General features: G+C 38.9%; 16 protein-coding genes, 1 riboswitch and 1 other annotated feature. Of the genes, 11 read left to right on the top strand and 5 right to left on the bottom strand.

The window, feature by feature from the left end; all coding sequences use genetic code 11:
* The first annotated feature begins 22 nt into the window (after nt 1–22).
* The 5 genes from AF333_RS17640 to abc-f all read left to right on the top strand — a co-directional run bounded on the left by AF333_RS17640 (nt 23) and on the right by abc-f (nt 10,763).
* Entirely contained in the window at nt 23–1,342 is a 1,320-nt protein-coding gene (locus AF333_RS17640) for a hypothetical protein (RefSeq protein ID WP_043064682.1), read from the top strand.
* A 134-nt stretch (nt 1,343–1,476) separates the two neighbouring features.
* The gene (locus AF333_RS17635) at nt 1,477–2,748 is read left to right on the top strand and encodes a hypothetical protein (RefSeq protein WP_043064683.1); all 1,272 of its coding nucleotides are present in this window, start codon (nt 1,477–1,479) and stop codon (nt 2,746–2,748) included.
* A gap of 346 nt (nt 2,749–3,094) precedes the next feature.
* Nucleotides 3,095–6,271, top strand: coding sequence for a bifunctional cytochrome P450/NADPH--P450 reductase (locus AF333_RS17630; RefSeq protein WP_043064684.1), 3,177 nt, complete (start codon nt 3,095–3,097; stop codon nt 6,269–6,271).
* A gap of 331 nt (nt 6,272–6,602) precedes the next feature.
* On the top strand, nt 6,603–8,726 hold the full coding sequence (locus AF333_RS17625; RefSeq protein ID WP_235356602.1) for a M28 family metallopeptidase: 2,124 nt from the start codon (nt 6,603–6,605) through the stop codon (nt 8,724–8,726).
* A 414-nt stretch (nt 8,727–9,140) separates the two neighbouring features.
* Nucleotides 9,141–10,763 carry a ribosomal protection-like ABC-F family protein gene (gene abc-f / locus AF333_RS17620; protein ID WP_043064825.1) on the top strand — a complete coding sequence of 541 codons (1,623 nt, stop codon included), beginning with the start codon at nt 9,141–9,143 and terminating at the stop codon, nt 10,761–10,763.
* A gap of 202 nt (nt 10,764–10,965) precedes the next feature.
* Here abc-f and AF333_RS17615 read toward each other — a convergent pair whose 3' ends face one another.
* A complete protein-coding gene (locus tag AF333_RS17615; RefSeq protein WP_043064685.1) occupies nt 10,966–11,655 on the bottom strand; it encodes an aspartate/glutamate racemase family protein in 690 nt (229 codons plus the stop codon).
* Between the two features lie 279 nt (nt 11,656–11,934).
* Nucleotides 11,935–12,034: riboswitch (SAM riboswitch) on the top strand.
* Between the two features lie 133 nt (nt 12,035–12,167).
* Here AF333_RS17615 and AF333_RS17610 point away from each other — a divergent pair.
* Entirely contained in the window at nt 12,168–12,905 is a 738-nt protein-coding gene (locus tag AF333_RS17610) for a cyclase family protein (protein ID WP_043064686.1), read from the top strand.
* Nucleotides 12,906–13,095: 190 nt separating this feature from the next.
* On the opposite strand, the gene AF333_RS17605 is transcribed toward AF333_RS17610, so the two are convergent.
* Nucleotides 13,096–13,368, bottom strand: coding sequence for a hypothetical protein (locus tag AF333_RS17605; protein ID WP_043064687.1), 273 nt, complete (start codon nt 13,366–13,368; stop codon nt 13,096–13,098).
* A gap of 247 nt (nt 13,369–13,615) precedes the next feature.
* Nucleotides 13,616–16,576, bottom strand: a complete 2,961-nt coding sequence (locus AF333_RS35590; protein WP_080787628.1) for a PAS domain S-box protein — start codon at nt 16,574–16,576, stop codon at nt 13,616–13,618.
* A 541-nt stretch (nt 16,577–17,117) separates the two neighbouring features.
* Nucleotides 17,118–17,373: a binding site (T-box leader), on the top strand.
* A gap of 116 nt (nt 17,374–17,489) precedes the next feature.
* Between AF333_RS35590 and AF333_RS17595 the strand changes: the two genes are divergently transcribed.
* On the top strand, nt 17,490–18,710 hold the full coding sequence (locus tag AF333_RS17595; RefSeq protein ID WP_043064688.1) for an aspartate aminotransferase family protein: 1,221 nt from the start codon (nt 17,490–17,492) through the stop codon (nt 18,708–18,710).
* Between the two features lie 181 nt (nt 18,711–18,891).
* Here AF333_RS17595 and AF333_RS17590 read toward each other — a convergent pair whose 3' ends face one another.
* Nucleotides 18,892–19,776: an alpha/beta fold hydrolase gene (locus tag AF333_RS17590; protein ID WP_043064689.1), complete on the bottom strand. Its 885-nt coding sequence runs from the start codon at nt 19,774–19,776 to the stop codon at nt 18,892–18,894.
* Between the two features lie 578 nt (nt 19,777–20,354).
* Here AF333_RS17590 and AF333_RS17585 point away from each other — a divergent pair.
* The 3 genes from AF333_RS17585 to AF333_RS17575 all read left to right on the top strand — a co-directional run bounded on the left by AF333_RS17585 (nt 20,355) and on the right by AF333_RS17575 (nt 23,897).
* Nucleotides 20,355–20,960 carry an RNA polymerase sigma factor gene (locus AF333_RS17585; RefSeq protein ID WP_235356603.1) on the top strand — a complete coding sequence of 202 codons (606 nt, stop codon included), beginning with the start codon at nt 20,355–20,357 and terminating at the stop codon, nt 20,958–20,960.
* A complete protein-coding gene (locus tag AF333_RS17580) occupies nt 20,935–22,110 on the top strand; it encodes a DUF4179 domain-containing protein (RefSeq protein ID WP_043064690.1) in 1,176 nt (391 codons plus the stop codon). Before AF333_RS17585 ends, AF333_RS17580 begins: the two co-directional genes overlap by 26 nt.
* Nucleotides 22,111–22,970: 860 nt before the next feature.
* On the top strand, nt 22,971–23,897 hold the full coding sequence (locus AF333_RS17575) for an alpha/beta fold hydrolase (RefSeq protein WP_074715237.1): 927 nt from the start codon (nt 22,971–22,973) through the stop codon (nt 23,895–23,897).
* A 446-nt stretch (nt 23,898–24,343) separates the two neighbouring features.
* Here the strand turns inward: AF333_RS17575 and AF333_RS17570 are convergent, their stop codons facing one another.
* On the bottom strand, nt 24,344–24,781 hold the full coding sequence (locus tag AF333_RS17570) for a hypothetical protein (protein WP_174762670.1): 438 nt from the start codon (nt 24,779–24,781) through the stop codon (nt 24,344–24,346).
* Here AF333_RS17570 and AF333_RS37530 point away from each other — a divergent pair.
* Entirely contained in the window at nt 24,755–24,946 is a 192-nt protein-coding gene (locus AF333_RS37530) for a tyrosine-protein phosphatase (protein WP_139189045.1), read from the top strand. The two genes, AF333_RS17570 and AF333_RS37530, sit on opposite strands and share 27 nt — an antisense overlap.
* Nucleotides 24,947–25,336: the final 390 nt, after the last annotated feature.

Genomic DNA, 25,336 nt, shown 5'->3' with positions numbered 1-25,336 from the left:
AAAATTCTGAGGAGGGATGGATATGAAAAAAGGAAAAGTAGCGACAGCGGGAATGATAAGCTTAGCAATGTTAATAGGAACACCAACATTGAACGTACTTGCAGCAGAGCCGGCTGCGGTGGTACAACCGCAGAGTGAGACGTTGACACGGGGAGAGTTTTTCAAAATGCTTGACCAGGCCATTGATTTACCGAAGGCTAAAGAAAAGAGTACGTATAAAGATGTGCCGCAAGGAAGCGAATTATCAGAAATCGTGAACAGATTGCAGGCAGTAGGCGCTTTACCTGAGTCTAAGGATGACATGGTACGTCCGGAGAGTGAACTGAAAGCGGGCGAAGCGATTGCCCTGATTAGCGGTGTGCTCGGTGTCCCGAACGCTTCTGTTCCTGGTAATTCTTCATCGCTTGATTCCAAACATGGGGCGAGCGATATTGCTAGCTGGATGAAGAGTATAAAAGTGGATTACAACTGGAATGATCTGGATCGAACCATTACAAAGCAGGAGGCACAAACGCTTGTCAAGCAGCTGTTGTCCACTTCCAGCGATGCCAAGAAGCTTCTGGAGGAAAGTTGGAAGGCACAGCAGCAAATTAAGTCATTCCGTGCACAAAGTGATGTGTCTTTCGATGGAGTAGAAAATCAGGATGCACTGAATAAACTGTCTGCCAATGAACGAAAAGAATTTGAGGAGATGATCAAAAGCAAAAAGGGTAGCTCTATAAAGACGGAGGTTGTTTATGCGATGCCTGACTCCATGTACACTAAAACCGATATGGGAGAGATAGAGTTCGAACAATATGTTATCGGAAAGGATGTTTATACGAAGACCGGGAAGGTGCCCGAAGGATTTGCGGATAATCCGTCGGGTTGGGTAAAAGCGAAAGATGCTTTCCCGTTTGATATGAAGGCAATAATAGAACAGCGTATCCCGCTGCAACAGGAGAGAAAGGTCTTCTATCGAAGTACAGGGGAGGGGCAATTGGTATTCCAGGGCCGCATTGATACGCTATCCGAACTAGCTCCGGTAATGAGAGACATGCAGGTAATGCAAGGAATACTCGAAGGAGCAGAGAAAAAAATCGGCTCCATTTATATTCAAGGTAGTATGAATCTCGAGCCGAAGACAAAACTTCCTATAGATAGCAGCATACAAATTGTCATTCCATTAAAAGAAAATGCTGCCGATACCAAGGATAAGATGTTATTTAAGCAAATGACTATTACACAGAATGTGAAATATAGCGATTATAACGCCACCGAGAAGATTGAGCTTCCAGAAGCAGCGAAAAATGCAAAAGAACTACCTGCAACTGGAGCAAATACCTCGGCCTCCAAGCAATAAAGATTTTTGTTGACTGTTTGTGTAAAGTTTGTTCAGGCGAAAGAGACGCTACCGTTTCTTTCACCTGATTCATTATTTTATAGGATGGATGAGCTGTTTTAAAAAGGTAGTTATAGGAGGGACCGAGAAATAATATGGACTCACGATTGCAAGAACTGGTTGATTTTACAAAAGAAGAGATTGGTCTAGAATCTTATTACCTACATACAGCAAACATATATTGCGATAAGAATATTTTTAATCGTACAGATTACACGTTATTGATGGAATGGTTTCCAAACGGTATCATGGAGCGAACAGAAAAAGATTTAAATCCACCGGGTACGGCTATTGTGGATTTAGACCTGAAAACCCGTCGTTTTAAAAGTATTATTTTTGTGGGAGGAAAAACATTAGTAAATACTTTAGTGTTTGACAAGTATGATTCTAAAAAAATAATACGTTGGATTGAACAAAAAACAGGTTTAGTATATCATGAGCAATTCCAAATTAAGAAAAAAGAAGGGACAAAAACAATATTTCAAGCATGCTTTCATGGAATTCCTGTTTCGCCATCTGGTTATATAGAAGTAAAGCTTGATGATGTTGGGAGATTACTCTTTTTTTCTATCTCTGGTTCCTTTCCTTCAAGTGATTTAGTAGAAGTACCGGATTACACACTTACATTTGACCATGATGTAAAGCAAGTCGCACATAAACATTTGAAGCTTTTGGAACTTCCTTCAAGTAAGCAAGAAAAGTGGCTCTCTATGTATACCATGGAAGAAATATATGTTTACAATAATAAAAAAATAAATATTCCTTTTGAGATTAGCGTACATAGACGCTCTTATTTGAAGGTGAATCAAGTGATGAAATGGGATTCTCCTATTAATAAAAAGTTTGAAAAACAGCAATTGAATTTAAGAAACGATAGCATCACAATGGAGCAGGCTTTCTCATTTGAGTCTCATCCAGATACCCTCCCTTTGACAAAGCATGAGCAGGACATAACGATAGCAGAAGTTTTAGATTTTTTACGAAAGGAATTTCCTAAAGATACTGCCAAGTGGATGTTAACTAGCTTGCACCGTGACAAAGGGTATATCATTGCAGAATTGAAACAAGCCCAAGATATCCGGGCATTTCAACGGAAGTTAAAAGTTTTTATTGATCCTACAAAGTATAAAGCCTTGAATTATTTTGATAATCAACCGTTTTTGGCAACACTCAAACATTATCATGCACCTGATGCCGTTACCATCACGAAAGAAGAAGCATTTGAAAAAATAAAAAACAAAATTGAACTAACTCCAGTATATGTATATGATTTTGAACAAAAGGGCTATGTGTTGTGTGGAAAACTAGATTCTCAATACGGTGTACTCGCAAATACTGGAGATGTGATTGATTTAGATAAAGTGTAGCCTGCTTTTTATACATTCTATACGATGTGGTCAGATACTATTTTGAATGAAAATTTCCATTAAAAAGCATATATCTTGAAATCCTTCCAATCGTTTGATTATTGTTACTGGAAGGATTTTTTTATTTTTATCTGTTGCTTGTAAAGAAATAGGTCAACCAATCGCTGTTACAGTTACGTTTCCAAATTCATTTGTTTTATTTCTTGTTTTTATGAATTTTTGCCGGGAAGGGCACAATATGAAGAGCATCAAACAATAAGCGATGCAAATTGCTAATAAAGTTGGTAGGTCGCAATATGAGCGCAGCAATATACACTGGCATACTAAACAAGAAAGGATTGTTTTGATGATACATAATAGCAACATTCCGCAGCCAAAAACGTATGGACCACTTGGTAACTTACCAAATATAAATCCAAAGGAGCCTACCCAATCCATTACAAAACTCTCCTATGAATACGGCCCAATCTTTCGGTTGGAAATGCCGGGGAGTTCCGGCATCTACATATCCAGCTATGAACTAGTAGCGGAAGCTTGTGATGAATCACGCTTTGACAAGAACGTCTGGGCACCGCTACAAAATGTTCGCGCATTTGCAGGGGATGGTCTATTTACAAGTTGGACGTATGAACCGAACTGGCAAAAGGCTCATGCTATTCTTTTGCCTAGCTTTAGTCAGAAGGCGATGAAAGGGTACCACACCATGATGGTGGATCTTGCTATACAACTCGTTCAAAAGTGGTCACGACTAAATCCGGATGAGAGTGTCAATGTCCCAGAGGATATGACGAGACTAACGTTGGATACGATTGGCTTGTGTGGCTTCAATTATCGCTTTAACAGCTTCTATCGTGAGCAACCACATCCTTTCATTACGAGTATGGTTCGTGCACTTGACGAAGCGATGCATCAGCTTCAACGTTTAGGTATACAAGATAAGTTGATGGTTATCACAAAGCGCCAGTATAAGCACGACATTCAAAGTATGTTTGCTTTAGTTGACAAAATTATTGCAGAGCGTAAAGAGCATGGCGATCAAGACGCGGATGATCTCCTCTCCCATATGTTAAGCAGCAAGGACCCAGAAACTGGGGAGGGACTAGATGACGAAAATATCCGCTTTCAAATTATTACATTCTTAATTGCAGGGCATGAGACGACAAGTGGTTTGCTTTCGTTCGCTCTTTATTTTTTGCTGAAAAACCCAGATAAACTTCAAAAAGCTTATAAGGAGGTTGATCGTGTTCTAAATGAGCCGATTCCGACGTACAAACAAGTACTTCAATTAAAATACATTCGTATGATTCTTAACGAATCTTTACGTCTTTGGCCGACAGCACCAGCGTTTTCTCTATATGCAAAAGAGGATACCTTACTTGGTGGGAAATATCCGATGAAAAAAGGGGAAAGTGTTAATGTACTGATTCCAAAACTTCATCGTGATACTAGCGTATGGGGAGAGGATGTGGAGGAGTTTAGGCCTGAGCGCTTCGAAGATCCTAGCAAGATTCCTCACCATGCCTATAAACCATTTGGAAACGGTCAAAGAGCCTGTATTGGACAGCAGTTCGCGCTTCATGAGGCGACTCTCGTACTCGGTATGGTTCTTAAAAGTTTTGAGATTATTGATCATGCTAACTATCAGTTAAAAGTCAAGGAAACATTAACATTGAAACCAGAAGGGTTTACGATGCGTGTCCATACGCGGAATAATCAAGTTGCGTATCCGATTCTTAATAAGCGGCATGTTGTACAGGAGGAGACCCAAGCCAGACAAGCTTCTGCTACCCGTATAGAAGCGCATAATACTCCATTGCTAGTGTTATTCGGCTCGGATCTTGGAACGGCGGAAGGAATGGCCCGAGAAATTGCTGACTCAGCTCGTTATAAAGGTTTTAAAAGTGAAGTTGCACCACTAAATGATTATGTAGGTAAGCTACCTAGGGAAGGGATTATATTTATTATTACGTCCTCTTATAACGGAAAACCACCGAGCAACGCACGGGCGTTTGTTCAATGGATAGAGGAGGCTAGCTCTGAAGAGATAAAGGGAGTCCGGTATGCGGTTTTCGGATGCGGAGATCATAACTGGGCAACCACGTATCAGGAAATTCCTCGGTTTATTGATGAGCAGTTGTCGGTCAAAGGTGCCGTTCGCCTTACCCTGCGTGGTGAGGGTGATGCAAGCGGTGACTTTGAGCAGCAAGCTGATGAGTGGCGTGAACGATTGTGGTCGGATGTCTTCAACTCATTAGGCTTAAAAATCGACCAGGATCCCAGACAAGAGCGCAGTACTCTAACTATAAGGTTTGTTAGTGGATTTGCAGTGAGTCCTCTTATAGAAACATATGATGCTCTTCCTGGGCACGTAATGGAAAATCAGGAGCTCCAGTTGAAGGGAAGCGAACGTAGCACTCGTCATATTGAGATTGCCCTTCCAGAAGGGGTAACTTATCATGAGGGGGATCACTTAGGTGTCCTCCCTCAGAACAGTAAAGAACTTGTACATCGTGTCTTAGCCCGCTTTGGATTACAAGCAGACGACCATGTTGTGCTCAGCGGAAACGATGGAAGTAATGCTCACCTCCCACTAGAGAGACCTGTTAGAGTGTTCGACTTGTTAAGTCATAGTGTAGAACTTCAGGAAGCGGCAACACGTGCACAACTTCGCGAATTGGCGTCATTCACAGCTTGTCCACCACATAAACGGGAATTAGAAGCTTTACTGCAGGAAGAAACATACAGAACGAATGTATTACAAAAACGGGTGATCATGCTTGACTTGTTAGAGCAGTACCCTGCTTGTGAACTGCCGTTTGAACGTTTTTTAGAACTCGTACCACCATTAAAAGCCCGCTACTACTCTATTTCCAGCTCGCCTCGCCTTCTTTCAGACCGTGCCAGCATTACCGTAGCTGTTGTGCATGGTCCTGCCCGGAGTGGTCGCGGGGAGTATCGTGGAGTTGCTTCCAATTACCTTGCTGGGCGTAAAGCAGGAGAAACTATTATGATGTTCATACGGACTCCAGAATCAGGATTCCAGCTTCCTGAGGACCCAGATACTCCGATTATTATGGTTGGACCAGGGACAGGCGTTGCACCATTTAGAGGATTTCTTCAAGCCCGACGTGCTCTACAGCAAGAAGGAAAAAAGCTTGGGGAAGCACATCTTTACTTTGGGTGCCGCAACGAAGCAGATTATATTTACCGTAAGGAATTGGAGCAATTTCAAAAGGATGGGATTGTCACTCTTCATACAGCATTTTCTCGAATAGAAGGGAAACCAAAAACGTACGTTCAACATGTAATGAGGAAAAATGCAGAGGAATTGATTACGATTTTGGATCGGGGTGGTCGGCTTTATGTGTGTGGAGATGGAAGCAGGATGGCACCGGACGTGGAGAGGAATTTGCAACTCGCTTATCAAGAAGTCCACGGAGTTAGCGAACAGGAATCCAAAGTATGGTTGAATAGTCTCCAGACTGAAGGGCGTTATGCAAAGGACGTTTGGGCAGGAGTATAATGTTTTAGTTTTTTTGTAATGTACCCAAAAACGGGTTACAGTTAGCCAATATGTAATCCTTTTTGGGTAATGACCATGATGAAAGGAATCTCCTAAGTAAAGGAGCTATCAAAAGCACCGAGGCGTAAGGCATTCGTGTGCTTTTGATTTGTGCTTTGCTATACATAGCGGTTTCATCAGTAGGATATTTTTTATAAGAATAGTCTAAATATACCAAAAATATCGAGATCAGCTTATTTAAGATACACATTTTTACACTTACTGGATATACTTTTTTGCCCTTAGAATAAGGATATAACATATTTGGTCTATCTAAAGGAGGGATTGGAGTTTGATTGATAAAAGCAGGATGGTAAAGGCATCTCTTACAGGTATATTAGCATGCTCTCTCGTAGTTTCTCCCCTGTTACCCCTTAATAAGGTAGGGGCGGAAGCAAACAAGGAAACGGTAGTCGGATTCAGTAAAGCAAAAGCAGACTGGGCACTAGATTTTGAGAAGAGATTTAAGGAACAAGTAAGCGAAGAGTTTATTTCCCATTATTCTAAGTCCATGAGCATAAGACCTGCCCTGGTTGCTTCTAAAGGTAATAAGGCCTCACTTGAATTTGCAGTAAATGAATTAAAAGAAGCTGGCTTGGACCCTCAAGTAGCAACATATGATGTGTACTTGTCTACGCCTAAAAAAATTTCTATCACGCAAACAGCTCCTGTTACACGCTCCTTAAAGGTGATAGAAGATTTACCTGAAGATCTTGCCTTTAAAGATGAAGTGATTATGGGCTACAATGCTTATTCTCCTTCCGGTACTGTAGAAGGCGAACTTGTGTATGCCAATTACGGGCAACCTCAAGACTTTAAAGAACTGGAAAAACGCGGCATATCTTTAAAAGGTAAAATTGTGCTTGTGAGATACGGGAAGAATTTTAGGGGCGTAAAACCTGATCTTGCAGCCCAGTATGGAGCTGCCGGGGTCCTCATTTATTCCGATCCAGAAGATGACGGTTATCTCAAGGGAGATGTCTATCCAAAGGGGCCATGGCGTCCCAAAGATGCGATTCAAAGAGGAAGTATTCTCTCTATTTATCGTTATCCGGGTGATCCATTAACACCAGGAGCTCCATCCATAGACGGAGTGAAACGAATCCAGCCTGACAAGGCTTCTTCATTGCCTAAAATCCCAACCACACCGATTTCTTACGCAGAAGCGGAAGGCTTATTAAAAGCTCTTGAGGGTGAAAAAGCTCCAGAGGAATGGCAAGGAGGATTTCCTTTTGAGTATAAGGTTGGTCCTGGAGGAACAAAAGTAAATCTCTCCCTTGATATTGAGTACAGCCAGGAACCAGCACATGATGTGATTGTCAAAATCCCGGGAGCGAAGTATCCTGAGCAAACGATAGTAATTGGTGCCCATCGGGATACATGGGCATACGGTTCAAAAGATAATACATCGGGTTGGTCTACGACCATGGAGATTGCCAGAGCGCTCGGAAAATTGCATAAGGAAGGATGGCGTCCAGACCGTACAATTGTTTTGGCAGGATGGGACGGAGAAGAATACGGCCTGATTGGATCAACCGAATGGGCTGAAGAACATAAGAAGGAACTTACAGAAAACGCGGTTGCATATATTAATTTGGATAGTGTAGCAGGTCAGAACTTTGGCGCGTCCTCTGTGCCTTCTCTTAACGAGCTCATTTATAGTATTACAAAAACGACCGAAAATCCAGAGACCAAAACGACCGTATTCCAAGATTGGAGCAAGAAATCTGGAAGTGAAAAGCCTGCTATTGGACAGTTGGGAAGTGGCTCCGATTATACGGCATTTATCCAGCATATTGGTGTTCCATCAGCGGATTTAGGATTTAGCTCACCTGATGGCTTATATCATAGTGCGTACGATAACACATATTCTTTAGAGACGTTTGTCGATCCGGGATACAAGCAGCATGCAGCGGCAGCAAAGCTGGCGGGAAGTATGGCTTTACGCCTGGCGAACGCAGATGTTTTACCAATCAAGTATTCCGATTATGCTTCAGCTATCAAAAGTCTGACAAATGAAGTTGAAAAGCATGGAACACTTGGTGTAGATTTAGCAGGTGTTAAGAAGCAATTAGACGAATGGGAAGCGGCTTCGAAAGAGCTCGAAGAGTATGGAGCCAAATTAACAAGCAAGACGGAGCTGTCAAAAGATGAATTACAGCAGCTTCGTAAAATTAACGAAGCATTGATGCAGCAGGAACGTGACTTAACCAATCAAAAAGGGTTACCGAGTAGGGAATGGTTTAAGCATCAAATCTGGGCACCCGGATTAACGACGGGGTATGCTGCTCAGCCGCTACCTGCTTTGGTAGAAGCTCAACAAGCCAATGATGAACAAAAATTCAAAGAAGCTGTGAAAGCTCTAGAAAAATCTTTAGAGCAAGCAACAAAAACGGCTAAGGCTGCTATTAAATAAAAAACATAGAGGGGCTGACCAAAAGGATGCATGAAGCGACCTTTTGGTCAGCCCTTTGTTACTTTGCGAATATTCATAATGTCATTTGGTTATGATGGTGACAGTTAGGCTATTACTCTTCTGGGGGATAAACGGTTGGAAGAATAAATATTGCATTTCTATACAAAATGCTTTATATTGGATATTAATTACAGACATGAAGGGATGATGGGTGACCGATGAAGTTCTAATCTTATTTCGAACATAAAAAATACATCTTGAAAAATTTGTATTTGATTAGAAATAGGATTAGTCTGCCCATTTTTCATATAGATTCCATTCGTTTTTTGAATGGTTTTGTTTTCATTTGCGACTAATCCTTCCACAAACTTGCGGGAGGATTTTTTTATGCCCGCTTTAAAAGGGGAAGATAATATGACAATTGCATTGATACAAAAACTAAGTGCGACCTTACAAGATAGAGTCCTTTTTGACTCCTTTCAAACGACAATTGAGGAAAATGCCCGCATTGGGATTATCGGTCGTAACGGGAGCGGAAAGTCTACGTTACTTTCTATTATTGCAAATGAATTAGAAGCAACGAACGGAAAAATTGAGTGGCTAGTCGCACCACAAATTTATTATGTCAAGCAGGAGGACGAAGGTTTCGCCGCTGATTTTTATTCGACTGAATCGAATGAAGCATTATCAAAGTGGCAAGTACCAGATGGCGATTTCGGACAATTGAGTGGCGGGGAAAAACTGAAAAAACGATTAGCTGCTGCATTTTCGAGTCAAGCTAACGTCCTCTTATTAGATGAACCGACAAATCATTTAGATCAAGAAGGGCAACGTTATTTACAAACACAAATGAATGCTTTTCCTGGCGCAGTGTTTATTGTGTCACACGATCGCGCTTTTTTAGATGAGGTAGCGACAATGATTTGGGCAATTGATGATGAAAAAGTGCATGTCTTTCACGGGAATTATAGTGCGTATGTGAAATGGCGTGAACATGAAAAAATAACCGCACAACGAGCGTATGACAAGCAACAGAAGAAAATTGCACGGATTGAATCTCAACTAGCAGAGCTGTCTAGCTGGTCTAAAAAGGCACATAAAGATTCTACAAAGCAGGAAGGCTATAAGGAATATTATCGTCTTGCCGCAAAACGTATGGATAAGCAAGTGAAATCCAAAAGACGTCAGTTAGAAAAGGAGCTTCAAAAGGAAAAGGTTGAGAAGCCAAAAGAGGATCTGTTCGTTTCCTTTGACATCCATCACGAAAGTAAGGTCGGCAAGCGCGTGCTGGAGGTCAATCATTTTACGAAGCGATATGGCAATCGTACGCTTTGGAAAGATGCCCATTTTACGATTCAACATGGCGAAAAGATTGCGCTCATTGGGGGAAACGGAAGTGGTAAAACGACTTTTTTACGTATACTTTTAGGTGAGGAATCGTATGAAGGAGAAATGTGGAAGTCACCAAGTTTAAAAATTGGTTATTTGTCGCAAACGGTTTTTGACTTACCAGAGGATAAAACACCTGCACAGCTTTTTGAAGTAGAAACATTTGAAAAGCGAGGGAAAGTCCAAACCCAGATGCATCATCTTGGCTTTACGAAAGCACATTGGCAGCAGCCAATTGCGAAAATGAGCATGGGGGAACGTGTCAAATTAAAGCTTATGCTTTTGATGAATAGCGAAATGAACGTACTCATATGTGATGAGCCAACCAATCATCTGGATCTTCCGTCGCGTGAGCAGCTAGAAAAGGTGCTTGCAGCATATGAAGGAACGCTATTTGTCGCATCGCACGACCGCTATTTTATCGAGAAAGTGACGAAGACATCCCTCCGGTTTAATGGACATCAGCTTGTGAAGCACATCGCCGAGCAAAGAGAATGTATCCAGGACGATGCGTTAAAGCTGTCTTTAGAAACAGAAATTCAAGCCGTGCTCGGGGAGCTTAGCTATTTAAAACCAACTGATCCACGTTATTACGAGCTAGATCAACAATTTCATAAGCTGACTAAAAAGCTGCGTAGCTTGAAGTAGCTAGTTCTTACGCCCAAAAAAGTTTACTTTTCTTTTTTGGGCGTTTAAATTTTAGGATAAATTATTAAAGGAAGCGATAATGATTAGGCATTGGTCATTGATATACTAATGTCCTTTTATAATATTACACATCATACCAATTCATAAAGGGGTCCCGGTACATGGCTATCAAATTATTGGAAATAAAAGGGGCTTTTTAGCTTTATTCTTTATTTAAAGAAAAATCGAGGGCAGCTTTTGCATGTAAAGATAAAGTATCTAATACTGGGATAGGACAAATATTTTGTGCTATTAATAACGGTAACTCAGTGCAACCTAGAATCACTCCTTCCACATCATAGCTTTGTATAATATCAAGCATTCTTTTTCTCGTTTGGTCAGAAACAATATTTATGACCAATTCATCAAAAATAATTGAATTAATCTCATCTTGGTGAGTTTCATTTGGAGTAATAACGTCTATATTATATTTTTTAAAAACTTCCTGATAAAAGTTTGATTGCATAGTATATTTTATCCCAGTTAGTAAAACTTTATCTAATTTTAGCTCTGTCGCTCTTTTGGCAGTTGACTCTACAATACTTATCATTGGTACATTTATTTTATTTACTACTTCATTAAAAACAGAATGTGGTGAATTTGCTCCCATAATAACAAATTCTGCTCCTGATTTTTCTAATGCATGAATACCCTTCGCAATATAATCTATATACTCTTCTGTTCGATGCTCATTCTCCAGGTCAGTAAAATGCTGAAAATCAAGACTATTAATTCTAATTTCAGGATAATAGTAATCGTTATACTGTTCATAATATAAATCAGTAATTTTCTTATAGTATTGGATGGTAGAAGCCAAGCTTATTCCGCCAAGTATTCCAATCGTTTTTTTCATCAATAAACTCTCCTTTGCAAAATATTGATTGTTTTATCTTATGATATGTAATATATCACATATCAGTTTGAAATTCTATTTATTTCCTTTGGGGGCTATATGACCTAATGATAGGCTGCCTTTTAAGGATTTAGTTGTTTACTTTGTGAACAGTTGGCTAGACAAGTAAGGTATATCGTTATAAGAGGAAATGTGCCGGAGTCCTAAATATCATTAAATCCCCCTTGACACTTGGATATTAAAGCATGTAAAGTATTAATAATAATTGAATAAGTAACATTCTTATCCAGAGAGGTGGAGGGACTGGCCCTTTGAAACCTCAGCAACAGACATCTAAGTACTGTGCTAATTCCAGAAGCGTAGAGCTTGAAGATAAGAAGAGAAGTTAGCGATGATGACAAAACCTCTTCTGATTCTTAGGAGAGGTTTTTTATATTTGCCCTATTATAAACTGTTGTTACATCAATACGTGTAAGGAAGTTTCTTAAGAAAAAATACGATGAGGTGATCTTATGTCGAATGAATTAATCAAAGCAATTAATTTAATAAAAGAGAAAGAATGGGTAGATTTGACACATACATTTGGTCCAGAATCACCGCACTTTTCAGCATTTGATGGAGCTGAATTTACTACATTATTCAACCATGATGATGGTTTTTTCGCTCAAAGCTTTAAATTTGCAGGGCAGTATGGAACACATTTAGATGCACCCATCCATTTTGTTCGTAATAAGAGATATTTGGATGAATTAGATTTAAAGGAATTAGTATTACCACTTGTTGTCATCGATAAATCAAAAGAAGTTGAGAAAAATAATGATTTTACCTTAACGGTTGATGATATTTTAAATTTTGAAGCTGAGCATGGTAAAATTGAAGAAGGAACATTCGTTGCTTTACGTACGGATTGGAGTAAGCGTTGGCCAGATGAAGCAGCATTCAATAATAAAGATGCGGATGGCAATAACCATGCTCCTGGTTGGTCTTTAGACGCTTTAAAATTTTTATTTAAAGAAAGAAAAATAAAAGCGGTTGGTCATGAAACATTTGATACTGACTCAAGTCTAGACTATCAAAAAAACGGGGCACTTTTAGGAGAGTATTATGTACTCGAACAAGACACGTATCAAGTAGAATTATTAACGAATTTAGACAAAGTTCCTGCAACAGGTGCAATCATTTTAAATATTGTCCCTAAACCAGAAAAAGCATCTGGATTTCCAGTAAGGTCATTCGCTATATTACCATAATATACATGTGGGATGGCAATAGTAGGGGGACCACCGCATCGCCATTGACCTAAGAAAACAAGTCACCCCTAGAACGATAAATAAGCGTCTTTGTTACAAGAAAGCCTAAAAATTTCGTTCTGGGGGTGCAATAAAACTTTAACTTGATGGGCATGGGGCAAGTTTAATTAGGATACTACTTATTATTTATTTAGAATCCTCCGTAAAGAAAACCATATGCAAATGGAAGAATTAAAAATCCGAAGAAGTAAAGTAATGAACCATATAATAAGACACGCCGAAGTAATCCCTTTTCACCTTTTAAAGTTAAAATAAAACTTAAAATAGGAAAAATAAAAATTGCATAGGCTGTGTATGGATTATCCAATAGCCCAAATAAGCTGAATTGGAATCTAGCACAAATATAAAAACTAATAGATAGCATAATTAACAAAAGAGATAATCGATTAAGTTTTTTTCCCATAGTTTACCTCGTCTTATTCGCACCGAAACCGTTCCTATGATTGTTATTAATTTTATTGATTTTTCCTTATTTCAACATTATAGCAGGGCCAATACCAGCGTAACTGTCACTCTAAGGGCAAATGTATGTAAAAAACTGTTTCTTTTAGGGCTTGTCTTCAAACTACAATAATAGTATAACTCGCATTAAAGTAAACTCATGAGAAAACGATATGAAATATCTGATGAACAATAGTAATAGAATCGAATTATTGATTACTTTCTGTTAAATCTGAAATCACTTCTTCTAATAATGGCGGGATAGGTAAAATGACATCGACGATTGTTCCTTTATTGATTTCACTTTCAATTGAGATCTTTCCTTGATGCTCTTTAATAATTTTATAACACATCATTAATCCTAAGCCGTTTCCTTTTTCTTTGAGACTATAAAAAGGTTCTCCAAGATATTGAATACGTTCTTTTGGAATCCCGCATCCTTGATCAACACAACGAATTAAAACGAGGTTGTGGTCGAGTTTCATTACTTGAACTACTATTTTCCCTCCACTTTGCATCGCTTCAATAGCGTTCTTTAAGATATTGATAAATACTTGTTTTAATTGGTTTACTTCGCATCGAATCAATGGAATGTCGGCGTGCGCTTCAATGCTGATTTGTATATTGTTCATAGTTGCTTCAGGATAAACAACAGTTAAAACCTGTTCGATTAACATTTGCAAATCTTGGAGTTGAAAGGTGACAGCTTGCGGCTTAGCTACTGCCATAAATTGATTGGTAATTGATTCAATTCGGTTGATCTCAGATACCATCACATCCAAATACCATTCATTACTCTTATCGATAGAAGATTGTAGTAAACGTAGAAATCCTTTGAGAGAAGTCAATGGATTTCGAATCTCATGGGCAATTCCTGCTGATAATTGACCCACCACAGCAAGCTTTTCCGATTTTCTTAATAATTCTTCCGTTTGCTTCAGTTCTGTGATATCACGTCCTATGATCACAAGTCCTTTACGTCTGCCATTAGGATAAAAGATCGGAACCTTAATAACATCGAAAGTAATTGATTTGCCATCTGGTTGCGGAATCACTTCTTCACTTCGGGTAACACGGTTATTTTCCCACGTTTTTTGATCTGATTTCTCGCAATAAAATAATGTATCTCGATAGAACTCATTATAGGTAGCTAGTTCGCTATCTTTTTTACCTCGATAAGGGACATTCTCAAACTGAAAACAGGAAAGAGCATAATCGTTTGCTTCAATCCATCTTCCTTTCCCATCCTTAAAGAGAACAAGGTCAGGCATAGAATTAATCAAAGTGCGTAATCGTTTCTCACTTTCTTTTAATGCTTCTTCCATTTGTTTACGTTCTGTAATATCCCTCAAGATGGATACAAAAGCTGTCACATTTCCCTTCGCATTTACAATTGGGGAAATGAAGCAGCTAACATCAATCAAGCTTCCATCTTTTCGTTGCCTAACCGTTTCAAACGACATAACATGCTTACTATTCAATATTTTTCGAATGATATCGGTACACTCATCAACTAAAAAATCAGGAACAATAGATAGTTCTCTTCCTATTACTTCTTGTTCAGTCCAACCAAATACTTCTTCAAAAGCTTCATTCACTTTTATAACATTACGTTGTAAATCGAAAATAATAATAGAATCTATTGTATTTTTAAGAAATAAATCCAATTGTTGTTTGGTCAATTGCAGATCTTCTTCTATTTTCTTATTTTTGGTAATATCTTTTATAATTCCATAAACTCCAACAATCTCATTGTCTATAAAAATCGGGAAATTTTTTACTTTTAAATCTATTCGGTACCCATTTTTGTGCTTAATCGCTATTTCATATTCCTGTGGCTTTCCTTTCATTGTTTTTTCTAAATATTTTAATCCATTTTCTAGACATTCTGGAACAAGTAGGGACGGGAGTGTTATCTTTTGCAGTTCTTCAACTGTATATCCAATTATTCTCTCAAAAGCCGGATTTGCATCCAATAAATTTGCCTGTAAATCACAAGAATAGATACCGTCAGGATTATGATCAAAAAGGGCTTTATAAAACTCTGCACATTTAATTGATTTTTTCACCACAACTTGTTCCTTGTCCTTAAGATTGGGGATTAAATCCCCGTTATTTATACTTGATGAAGATTGGAGCGCTCCATCTATCACACCAGGAAGGGAATATTCTGCAGTAAAAGGTATACCCTTAAAACTTGTTATAGTCGGAGGAGTAACGTGAACAATGGCACCGATAGGCATTCCTCCATAGATATACGGGGTTAGCTCAAAACGCCAAATTCCTTTTAGATGTTCAAGTTCCCAATACGTCCTTAACGTTAAGGATAACGGCAGAGAAGGAGTATTGACCAGAAAATGGTTCGGATCAATCAAACCTTGTTCATATAAAACAGGAGATGCTTTAATCACCTTCCATCCGCGATCTAAAACTACTAAATAGGACCTTGACTGCTGAGAAATATTCTGGTTTTGGTAATATTCTACTATCTTAAAGCGTTCAAACTTTAATTGGTTACGTAGCATCCTAGTTACATCTTGTGCCGCTGAAGTTACTACTGACAAAAAATGAGGATGGTTAACTGTCCATAGCCCTGTCAAGTCAATGACGCCTAAAATTTTTTGGGTAGCTGGATCACTGATAGGAGCAGCTGAACATGTCCACTTTTGTACCTCCTGGCAAAAGTGTTCTCCAGCAAACACTTGAATCGGAGAACTGGTAGCAATTGCTGTTCCAATAGCATTCGTACCTGCGTTATTTTCTGCCCAAGATGAGCCGACGATAAAATTCATATCCTCAGCCTTGAGCATTAAGGACAAATCCCCATCTAAGTAAACAATATCACCGGAAGGGTTACAAAATGTTATTAATTGTCCGGAACCCATATACATATCCTTTAATTTAGTAAGTACTGGTTTTAAAGTGCGAAATAAGGGATCCGTTGACACATATTCCTTAATTTGTTCTTCACTGAGGCTGATGGAAGTCTTACTTTGAAGCGGATTGATTCCTTGTTCCAAACAGCGTTGCCATGAACCATATATCAAAGAACGGATCGTTGGGAGTGTATGATTACCAGAAATAAACTTTTCCCATTCACGTTCAAGCTTTAGTTTTTCTAATTTCGGGCAAGTATACTTATCTAGAGCGATTAGGTTGTTCATTAGCATAGTTATTCCTCCAAATAAATGATTGTAGTTACAGACTCTTATCACATGGAATTTGTAGAATAATGAAAATATTGTATATATTCCAGGTGTTAATGGTACTGGTTGGTTATTTTCGGAGGGCTGAATCCAATGTAAGAATATGTGAAATTTACAGATAAATGTTTTCTATAATGTACCAATAGGTTCATTTATAGTTATATAATACAAAAAAAGCAATCATTAGTTAAGTAAGTGTTTTGCAAAATAGCCATTTTCACTGAAGGTGAAAAAACAAGCTTCTATATTAAATTTAATTCCATGTTATTTTTTTAGTACTTATTTAGTACTTATTATGTGAAAAATTAACCAAAGGGGTTCAGCCGCATTTTCATCAAGTTAGTGTCAAAGAGTAGGTGCTAGGTAATATTCATGATGGTTTGACTGCCTGAGTCGTTTTGCATCAAAACCTTGAGATTATTTTAAATATGAGAATAACGCTATTGACAACAGAAAAATTGGTACTTATAATCAGTTCTAACCAATTTGAATTCTTTAAAAAATCATACAAGCGTTGAAAAGGAATAGTAAAAGAGAGTTCTAGCGTACAGAGATCCGTTCCATAGGCTGAAAGAATGGACGTTATCCTCACTTTGAAGCCGCCTTTGAGCTTTGTTTTGGAAATGGCAAGAAAAAGCCGGAGTATAAAACAACGGTGTGGTCCACGTTATTGGGACCGAAGTTCATTTAGAACTTAATGAGTCTGTTTTTCGTGAGTGAAGCAGAAAAGCTGAGTGGTACCGCGGACCCTCGCCTCGGCAATCAATAAATCGTGATAGGAACACGGTTGTTGATTGTCAGGCGAGGTTTTTTTATTTTGCAAATGATAAGAACACAAAAAACAAGTTAATAGAAATACACTTAGGAGGAAAAATCCATGACTAATTGGCTTCAGTTAGATAAAGAGTATTTAATGTCTGCATACCCCCGTACTTCGGTTGCCATGGCAGGTGGAAGAGGTTGTCGGCTTTATGATGTCAATGAAAAAGAATATCTTGACCTATTCTCCGGTGTAGGAGTGAATGTATTAGGCTATGGTCACCCTGAAATTATAAAGGCTGCCAGCGAACAAGTTGAAAAATGCTTGCATCTTCCTTTTCATTTTTTAAATCCGGTGGCCATTGAATATGCAAAAAGATTAGTGGATCATTCGTTAAAGGATGGGAAAGTGTTTTATACAACGTCTGGTGCAGAAGCTACGGAAACGACATTAAAACTAATCCACAAATATAGAAATATAACAAATGAAAAGCGTGATGGAATTGTTGTGCTCAAAGGAAGTTTTCATGGACGTACATTAGGGGCGCTTCACTTTACAAGACAAGAAGGTATATATCAGGATTTTCCCTATACTTCTATTCCTGTTTATGAAGTGGAACATGAAGACTTGGAAGGATTAGAGAGAACGATTCGCAAGGAAAGTCCTCTAGCCATCATGGTAGAGCCTGTATTAGGAAGCGGTGGAATCTACCCTTTGTCCGGTGAATATTTAAAAAGCATCGAACAATTTTGCCGACAGTATAATATGCTTTTTATCGTGGATGAGGTTCAAAGCGGTATGGGCAGAACAGGTAAGTTGTTTGCTTATCAACATTTTGATGTTACACCGGATATTATTCAATTCGGTAAGGGAGCAGGAGGAGGCACGGCCTTTGGAGGAATTATTGCTGGTGCACGCCTTTATGACATGTTTTCACCAGGAGACCATGGAACAACATTTGCGCATTCGCCGATCAGTACGGCTTTAGGATTAGCGGTATTAAAAACATTAATTGATGATGGTTTAATGCGGAAATCCTATGAAATGTCCTTATATTTAAATGAGCAGCTTCAAAAAATCCAGAGAGAACACTCTTATTTTATCGAAGAAGTACGCCATTGTGGAATGATGTTTGGCATTAGTATTCATGATACAAACGAAAACGTAAAAAAACTTCAGTTAGATTTACTAGAGAAGGGAATGTTAGTTGATGTTACACAAGGGAACATTATTCGCCTTCTTCCGCCTCTTATTATAACAAAAGAAGAAATTAATCAGTTTATTGACCAATTTCTTGCCTGTATTTTACAACCGCTCATTGTAACAGGCGGGGTGTAATAGAGGAAAAAAGATCATGTTGTTTTGTTGAATTTATATGTCATTAATTTGCATACGATACACTATTCATTGAATGAATAGGTCATAAAAAATAACGATTGAGGTTTTCTTAGATAATTGAAAAAGGCACCCAGTGAATATGGGTGCCATCATTCACCTATGAACTTATCTTACTGTCTTGTCATTTACTTAAAAAACTCAATACACGTTCATTTACGTATTCAGGCTGTTCCATCGATAAAACATGGCCGGCATTTTTAACTATTTCTGCTTCAATACCGGGAACAAGTGTAGAAGCACGATGTAAGGCTGATTGCGGGTCATAAATGACTTCATGTTCGCCAAGTAATAAAAGAATGGGGACTTTTACGGATTTTAATTCGTCGTCAGTGAAAACATACGGAAATCCGTCGGCTTTAGGCTTTTGATTTCTTAATTCATCCTGCCACATAACTCCTGCATAAAACTGCTTGCCAAAATTCGGGTGTAACACATAACGATCTCCCATCATCCAATTTAAAAAATTCTCAACCCCGTTAGACCCTACGAGACCAAGAGCGTATTTATAGAAATCCTGATGAAAGGATAAAAACGTTTCTGCGGGACTAAGTATAACTGCGCTTTCCACTCTTTCCGACGCACGTAAAACAAAATTCATGGTATGAAGCCCACCAAGCGAAAGCCCAATAAGATGCGACTTTTCGATCCCCAGATTGTCAAACACATCAAGAAGCCAATCGGCGTAACCTGCTCTCGTACCACATAAATCTGTAGGAATACTTTTGTTCTTATCACCTATGATATCAATTGCATATGTTCGGTATTTGCTGCTCCAATCCGCAATATTGGGATACCACATGGTTGAGCTGAATAATGCTCCATGAAGCAATATGAGTGGTGGGGCCTCCTTTGGACCACTTGCAATAATATGTGTTTGACCGAAACGAGTAGGCACGTAGAATGTTTCGTAATGGACTGGCCAGAGAGCAAGACTTTCATCATAGGTTTGATAATAGTGAATACCACTGTCATTTAGTGCTGGAATAATCGGTAAACGGTTAGACATACAAATTCCCCTCCAAATTCTGCTTGAATTAATGTATTGATACGTGTAGAAAAGTCTGTTTGTTTTTTGTAACAGAATTTTTTATAATATAATACAGTTTTTATTAAATATCAATAAACCTTTATTATATATAATTTTATATCGGGATTAACTGATTAAAATAGAATTTGAAAATAAATATAACAGCATATAGATTCCTTACTGATTGGTTGACGGTTCTCTGATAAGGAAAATAAAAAATGATTACCTTAAACTTAGTAAAATCACGTTTTACCAAAGCTCCTCATGTCTATCTTTTTTTGTCCAAAGATCAATCTTAAGTGCTAGACCAGTAAATAGGCCAATGTCCGATAGCCACAGTGCTGTAAATAAGATGTTCCTACTTTAAAGTAACTTGTGCCTTAGAAAATAAAAGAAAGGGGATTGACTATTTAATCGATATCCTAGACTGTCGAGATTTTCCTAGTAGTCGGATGAATAAAATCTCAAAAAATATTTAGGATTTTATTCATTGATGTCACAAAATGGACGGTTCATATCGTTATAGTTATGTAACGGGCATACAGGGAGGTGATCAGTTGGAACAACTAAACCCCGGGGCGAAGGAAGAGGACAACGATACAATAGATATCGAATCCGTCGTAAATCGAGTGAAATCTGGTGATAAACAAGCATACGCCATTCTTATTCGCAAATTTGAAAAGAAAATCTATACGTATTGCTACTGCATCCTGAAAAGTCGCGAAGAAGCAGAGGATGCCCTACAGGAAATATTTATCAAGGTGTATCAAGATATAGACCGTTACGAGGAGCGAGTGACCTTTTCTGCATGGCTCTACAAAATTGCATATCATCACTGTTTGGATCAAATTCGAAAACAAAGCCGCTGGCAACGGCTCGTCTCACTCTACCAAGAGCAGCAGACTCCATTTTATGACAACTATAATAAGCAAGTTGGTATTGAACAAGCCGTTCACGAATTGCTTATGCCCCTTAACCGGGAAGAGAAGAATATCCTGTTACTCAAAGTGGTTGAGCAATACAGCTTCGAAGAGATAGGTCAGATTATGGATTGCAAACCAGCAACGCTGCGTAAGAAGTATGAACGGCTTCGCAAAAAACTACACCAGCAAAAAATGTATAAAGGAGGAATGGCAAGTGGAGAAATTGCCAAATCAAACTGACTCTCAGGATTTGATGCACATCCGGCACACCATTCAAAGCATGGAGATGCCGGTGGATAGCTTCAGCGATAAAATTATGAATCGACTCGAAGAAAAAAATAGGAGAAGTAGCAAAACGAAACGTATGAAAAAAACGTTGGTGGCTGTATCTACGGCAGCGGCATTAGGAGCCGGTATTATCGGAAGCGGCTTTGTTTCACCAGCAATGGCCGAATCGTTGGAAAATATTCCATTGGTGAGTAACGTATTCAAGCTGGCGGGAGACCTCGGCCTGCGAACTGCTCATGAGAAAGGATTAATAACAGAAGGAAATCAGAGCGATACACAGGATGGCATTACGATAAGTGTACCCCAGGTGATGTATGACGGGACGCGTGTCTCCATGGCGATTCACCGGAAAGCACCGGGCTTGACAAGCTATCTTAATGGAAGTCATGTGAATACAGACGGTGAGGTTATCTTGGAGCCTGAAGGCGCAAAAGGTACAATTCAACGTGTCGATCTATTCATGAACGGGAAGCCCCTTACTCACTTAACTGAGTTTGCACATCAAATTAACGTTGGGTGGGGTCCTGGTGTGAATAAGGATTCCGCCGTACTCAGTTTTTCTGACTTGTCCAATCAAGGACTTGGTGATCCGGCCTTCCCCGAACAATTCGATTTAACCATGAAACTTACGTTAGAAGGTGTTAACGATCCGTTTACAATCAATGTCCCGGTCAAGAAGAGCACTAACAATAATATTGTCTTGTCGCCTGGTATGACTAAAGAGTTCGATCATATCCGCGTAACTTTGGAAAAAGCAGAGCTCACTCCGATCACAACAAGAGTGTCCATTGTTGAAGATGGAACATCCAGTGAAATCCCTAAAAAATATAAGCGGGATGATAAAACAACAATATTACAATTGGGTTACGATGTGTTTGATGATCATGGAACTAGATTGGAACTTTTAGGTGGTCAAGGTAACGACGAAAGACCCGAGCGTTACACATACAATGACTTCATATATGAACCATTTAAGGTGACGCCAAAATCTTTCACAATTAAACCGTTTTTGTATGTGTACAAAGATAAAAATGAAAATCATAGTGAGCCAGTCAAAGAGTACATTAAAGAATTGGAAATGACTATACCGGTTGCAAAATAACTCATAACGAAAAAACAGGAGGATTCTTATAAAAAATATCAAAAAGTATTAACAACCCTTGTGGTGACAAGCGTATTAGCAGGTACAGTACCCGGTATGATAGCACAAGCGGCCCCAGTTAAGCTGGCGAAACAAGTATACGTTTAGCAAGACCGAACCTTGGAGCGTGGGTGAAGATTCCGGTTAGAGTTTTGAGGTGCAAGGTCTAGAACATAGCCAAGTGATGGTGAAAAAAATGGTGAAGTCAAAAATGTGTTTATTAATGTGGAATGGAACGATTTAAAAGACTCTCTTAAACAAGAGATGAAGGCAGCCCTGTGCCCCTGCAGAAAAAAGGCGGACGTGTTTGTTCCAACCGCTCCCGCCCACCGCCCCTCCTTCTTACCTCCTACCACAAGAATATGTAAATTTATAAAGTGAGATGTATATAGTTGGATTCATGAACAAAAATGTGACCGCCATTAGATATAGGCGGCGGTCACATGATTATTTACCTTAATGTTCTCCGCTATCTCAGTCGTGCGACATCTCGCCGTGTTACTCAGCTGTAATCTTCAATTAATGATATCTTTCTTTAATCCCAAATACCGACTTCCCTTTTAGTTGCATCGTATCTCTACTTTTTAATCCGTTAGGCAAATCAACAGCCGTGTTTCCTTTATAATCAATTTGTACTTCTACTTTGTCATCTATAGCGCTATAGTCGATAATTATCTGACGACTAGAGAAAATCTTTGATGACTTTTCTGCCAGTTCCCTGAACTCTTCTGTTCCTTTATTTGTACCAGGGCGACCGAAAAAGGAATCCAGACAGAAGTAACAAGGAAGTACTGATGAAATGATGCTCAGTGCTTTTCCATATAGCGAGTTTGTTTCTTAGTTATTTCCTGCATTTTATATCATTCACCAATCGTGTAAAGTTAAGGGAGATGACAGAAGAAAGGAAGGATTTACAAATGAAGGTAGTAGAAAACGAAACATTGCAAGTGCCTGGAGCGAACATTTACTATGAGGTACGTGGCTCAGGTCCAATCCTTCTTTTGATCCATGGTGGAGGTGGTGATGCCGACAAGTTCCATAATGTCGCCAACTATCTTGCTAACTGGTATACGGTTGTTACTTACGATCGTCGTGGCCATTCCCGTAGTAATCTCGCCAATCAAGCTGAGGATTATCACGTGGAGACACACAGCGACGACGCTCACCGCCTGCTAGCCAAACTGACGAATGAACCGGCGTACGTATTCGGAAGCAGCTCCGGTGCCGTCATCGGACTCGATCTGTGTATACGCCATCCGGGGCAGGTACGGGTACTGATCCCACATGAACCAGTTTTATTGCAACTTTTATTTGAAGATGAGTTGAAACAGGCCAGGCAATTCATGAAAGACCTTAAGAAGAATCATCGAAGTGAGGTCGTGAAGTTATCGTCAAATTTAGGAATGGACGCTAGCAATTTCGAACAATCGGAGGATGTGCTAACAGAGCGGCTTCTCCGCAATTCAACGTATTTCGTTGAGTATGAAATCCCGGGAATTCTCAATCATACGTTAGATGTAGATGCATTAAAGACTGCGTTAAAATCTGCATCGATGCAGGTATTTCCAGCCGGTGGAAGTGCTTCACGGGAGTTTTTTGCTTACAATTGCACAGTCGCCTTAGCAAAACAACTAGGTACGGAAATTGTAGAGTTCCCCGGACACCATGGGAGCTACAATACAATGCATCATAAAGAATTCGCTGAAAGGTTGCACGACATTTTAGTAAACTATCAGAAGAGGGGGTAGTAAGAAAAGTCGACCTGTGGATTAGAATTGGATAACGTAACCGCGTTAAGTGCTAAGGATCAATTTCTAACGATGAAGGGAATTGGTTCCTTTGTTAGGCCAACTTATATAGAAGCGAATTATAAAAAAGATAACGGGTTTAAAATACAATTATTGATCGAACTATTTATTTGATAAATACCTCTCGTTTTGAAATAATTGAGAAGAAGTAATCTACTCAAACGCAGAAGGCATTGTTCATTTGATCTTATTTCTGATGAAATCCTGATTTCTGCTGCTTTAAAAATGATATAAAGACTCTAATTTAGATAAAAGAAAAGTAGGGCGGGAGGTAAATCCCGTCTTTTTATTATGTAATGCTTTCAATTTTTGTTGTGTAATGAAACAATAAATGTTTATCCAACAGTTGGACATGATAGAAACAATTCTATTCGAGATTTTGATTTTTACTTTTCTTTGGTTAACCCTTCTGCTACATACTCAATGATTTTGTCCATAACCTTAGGGAACACATCATTCCCTATCTTTTCTTTATATAATCGCATTCTCATTACGGCTTGCATAATTCCTACGATAACCTGGGGCTCTTCTTTGGATAATACCCCTCGTTCTATAAGAATATTAACAGCGTGTATACCTCTTTCCGTATACTCTTTGGAAAACTCTTCTACTATATACTTAGGCAGCTTTCGGACAAGGCGTTCATGTTCGCCATCTTGAAAAACACGCTGAAGAAATGGATTTTCTTCAACGAATTGAAATGATGTATGGAAGAAAGAAGCGAGTAGTTCCTTTGGAGAAAGATTTTCACGAAAAAGTTCATTAAGAACCGTTTTTTTAACCTCTTCTTTTTCTGAATCGCCTACTTCCAACCACACTATCATGTTAAAATATCAAGTGTAATTTATATAGAAGTACGTCATGAATATTTAGATGATATTTATAATGATATTACGAAAAACTATGGTGATATTGAAGATTATCTCTGCCAGGCTTGTCATGTTGAACAAAACAGGTTGCAGAATCTTAAAGACTTATTACTTAAGTAAGTAAGAATCTGTAGATGAGCTATCCATAAGGTAAACCAATACGCGGATAAACAAAGATAAGTAGGAGCTCAAAATTTACGGACGTGCCGCTTTGTTTGTATTTGCTAACATATAATTGGATACAAGACCTGAAACAGTTGAATTGGTGAACATGGCAGTTGTGGAAGAGATGTATGGCAAAGAGTAACTCGGTTTGTGTAAACAAGTTATATAATTGCTAGACTAGTAAGGAAGCTGATGTCCGATAGCTGCAGTACTGGAAATAGGTTGTCCCTGCTTTAAAACAACTTGTACCTTAGACAATAAAAGAAGAAGTAGTTATAAAAAACACGCCATTCTTTCTATGAGTTATAGAGAAAGGGAGGCGCTGGGGATACTTGATACTCCTAG

The sequence above is a fragment of the Aneurinibacillus migulanus genome, assembly GCF_001274715.1.
Classification (GTDB): Bacteria; Bacillota; Bacilli; order Aneurinibacillales; family Aneurinibacillaceae; genus Aneurinibacillus; species Aneurinibacillus migulanus.
The sequence above is the reverse complement of the archived record's forward strand: the minus strand, read 5'-3'. Positions and strand labels throughout refer to the sequence as shown.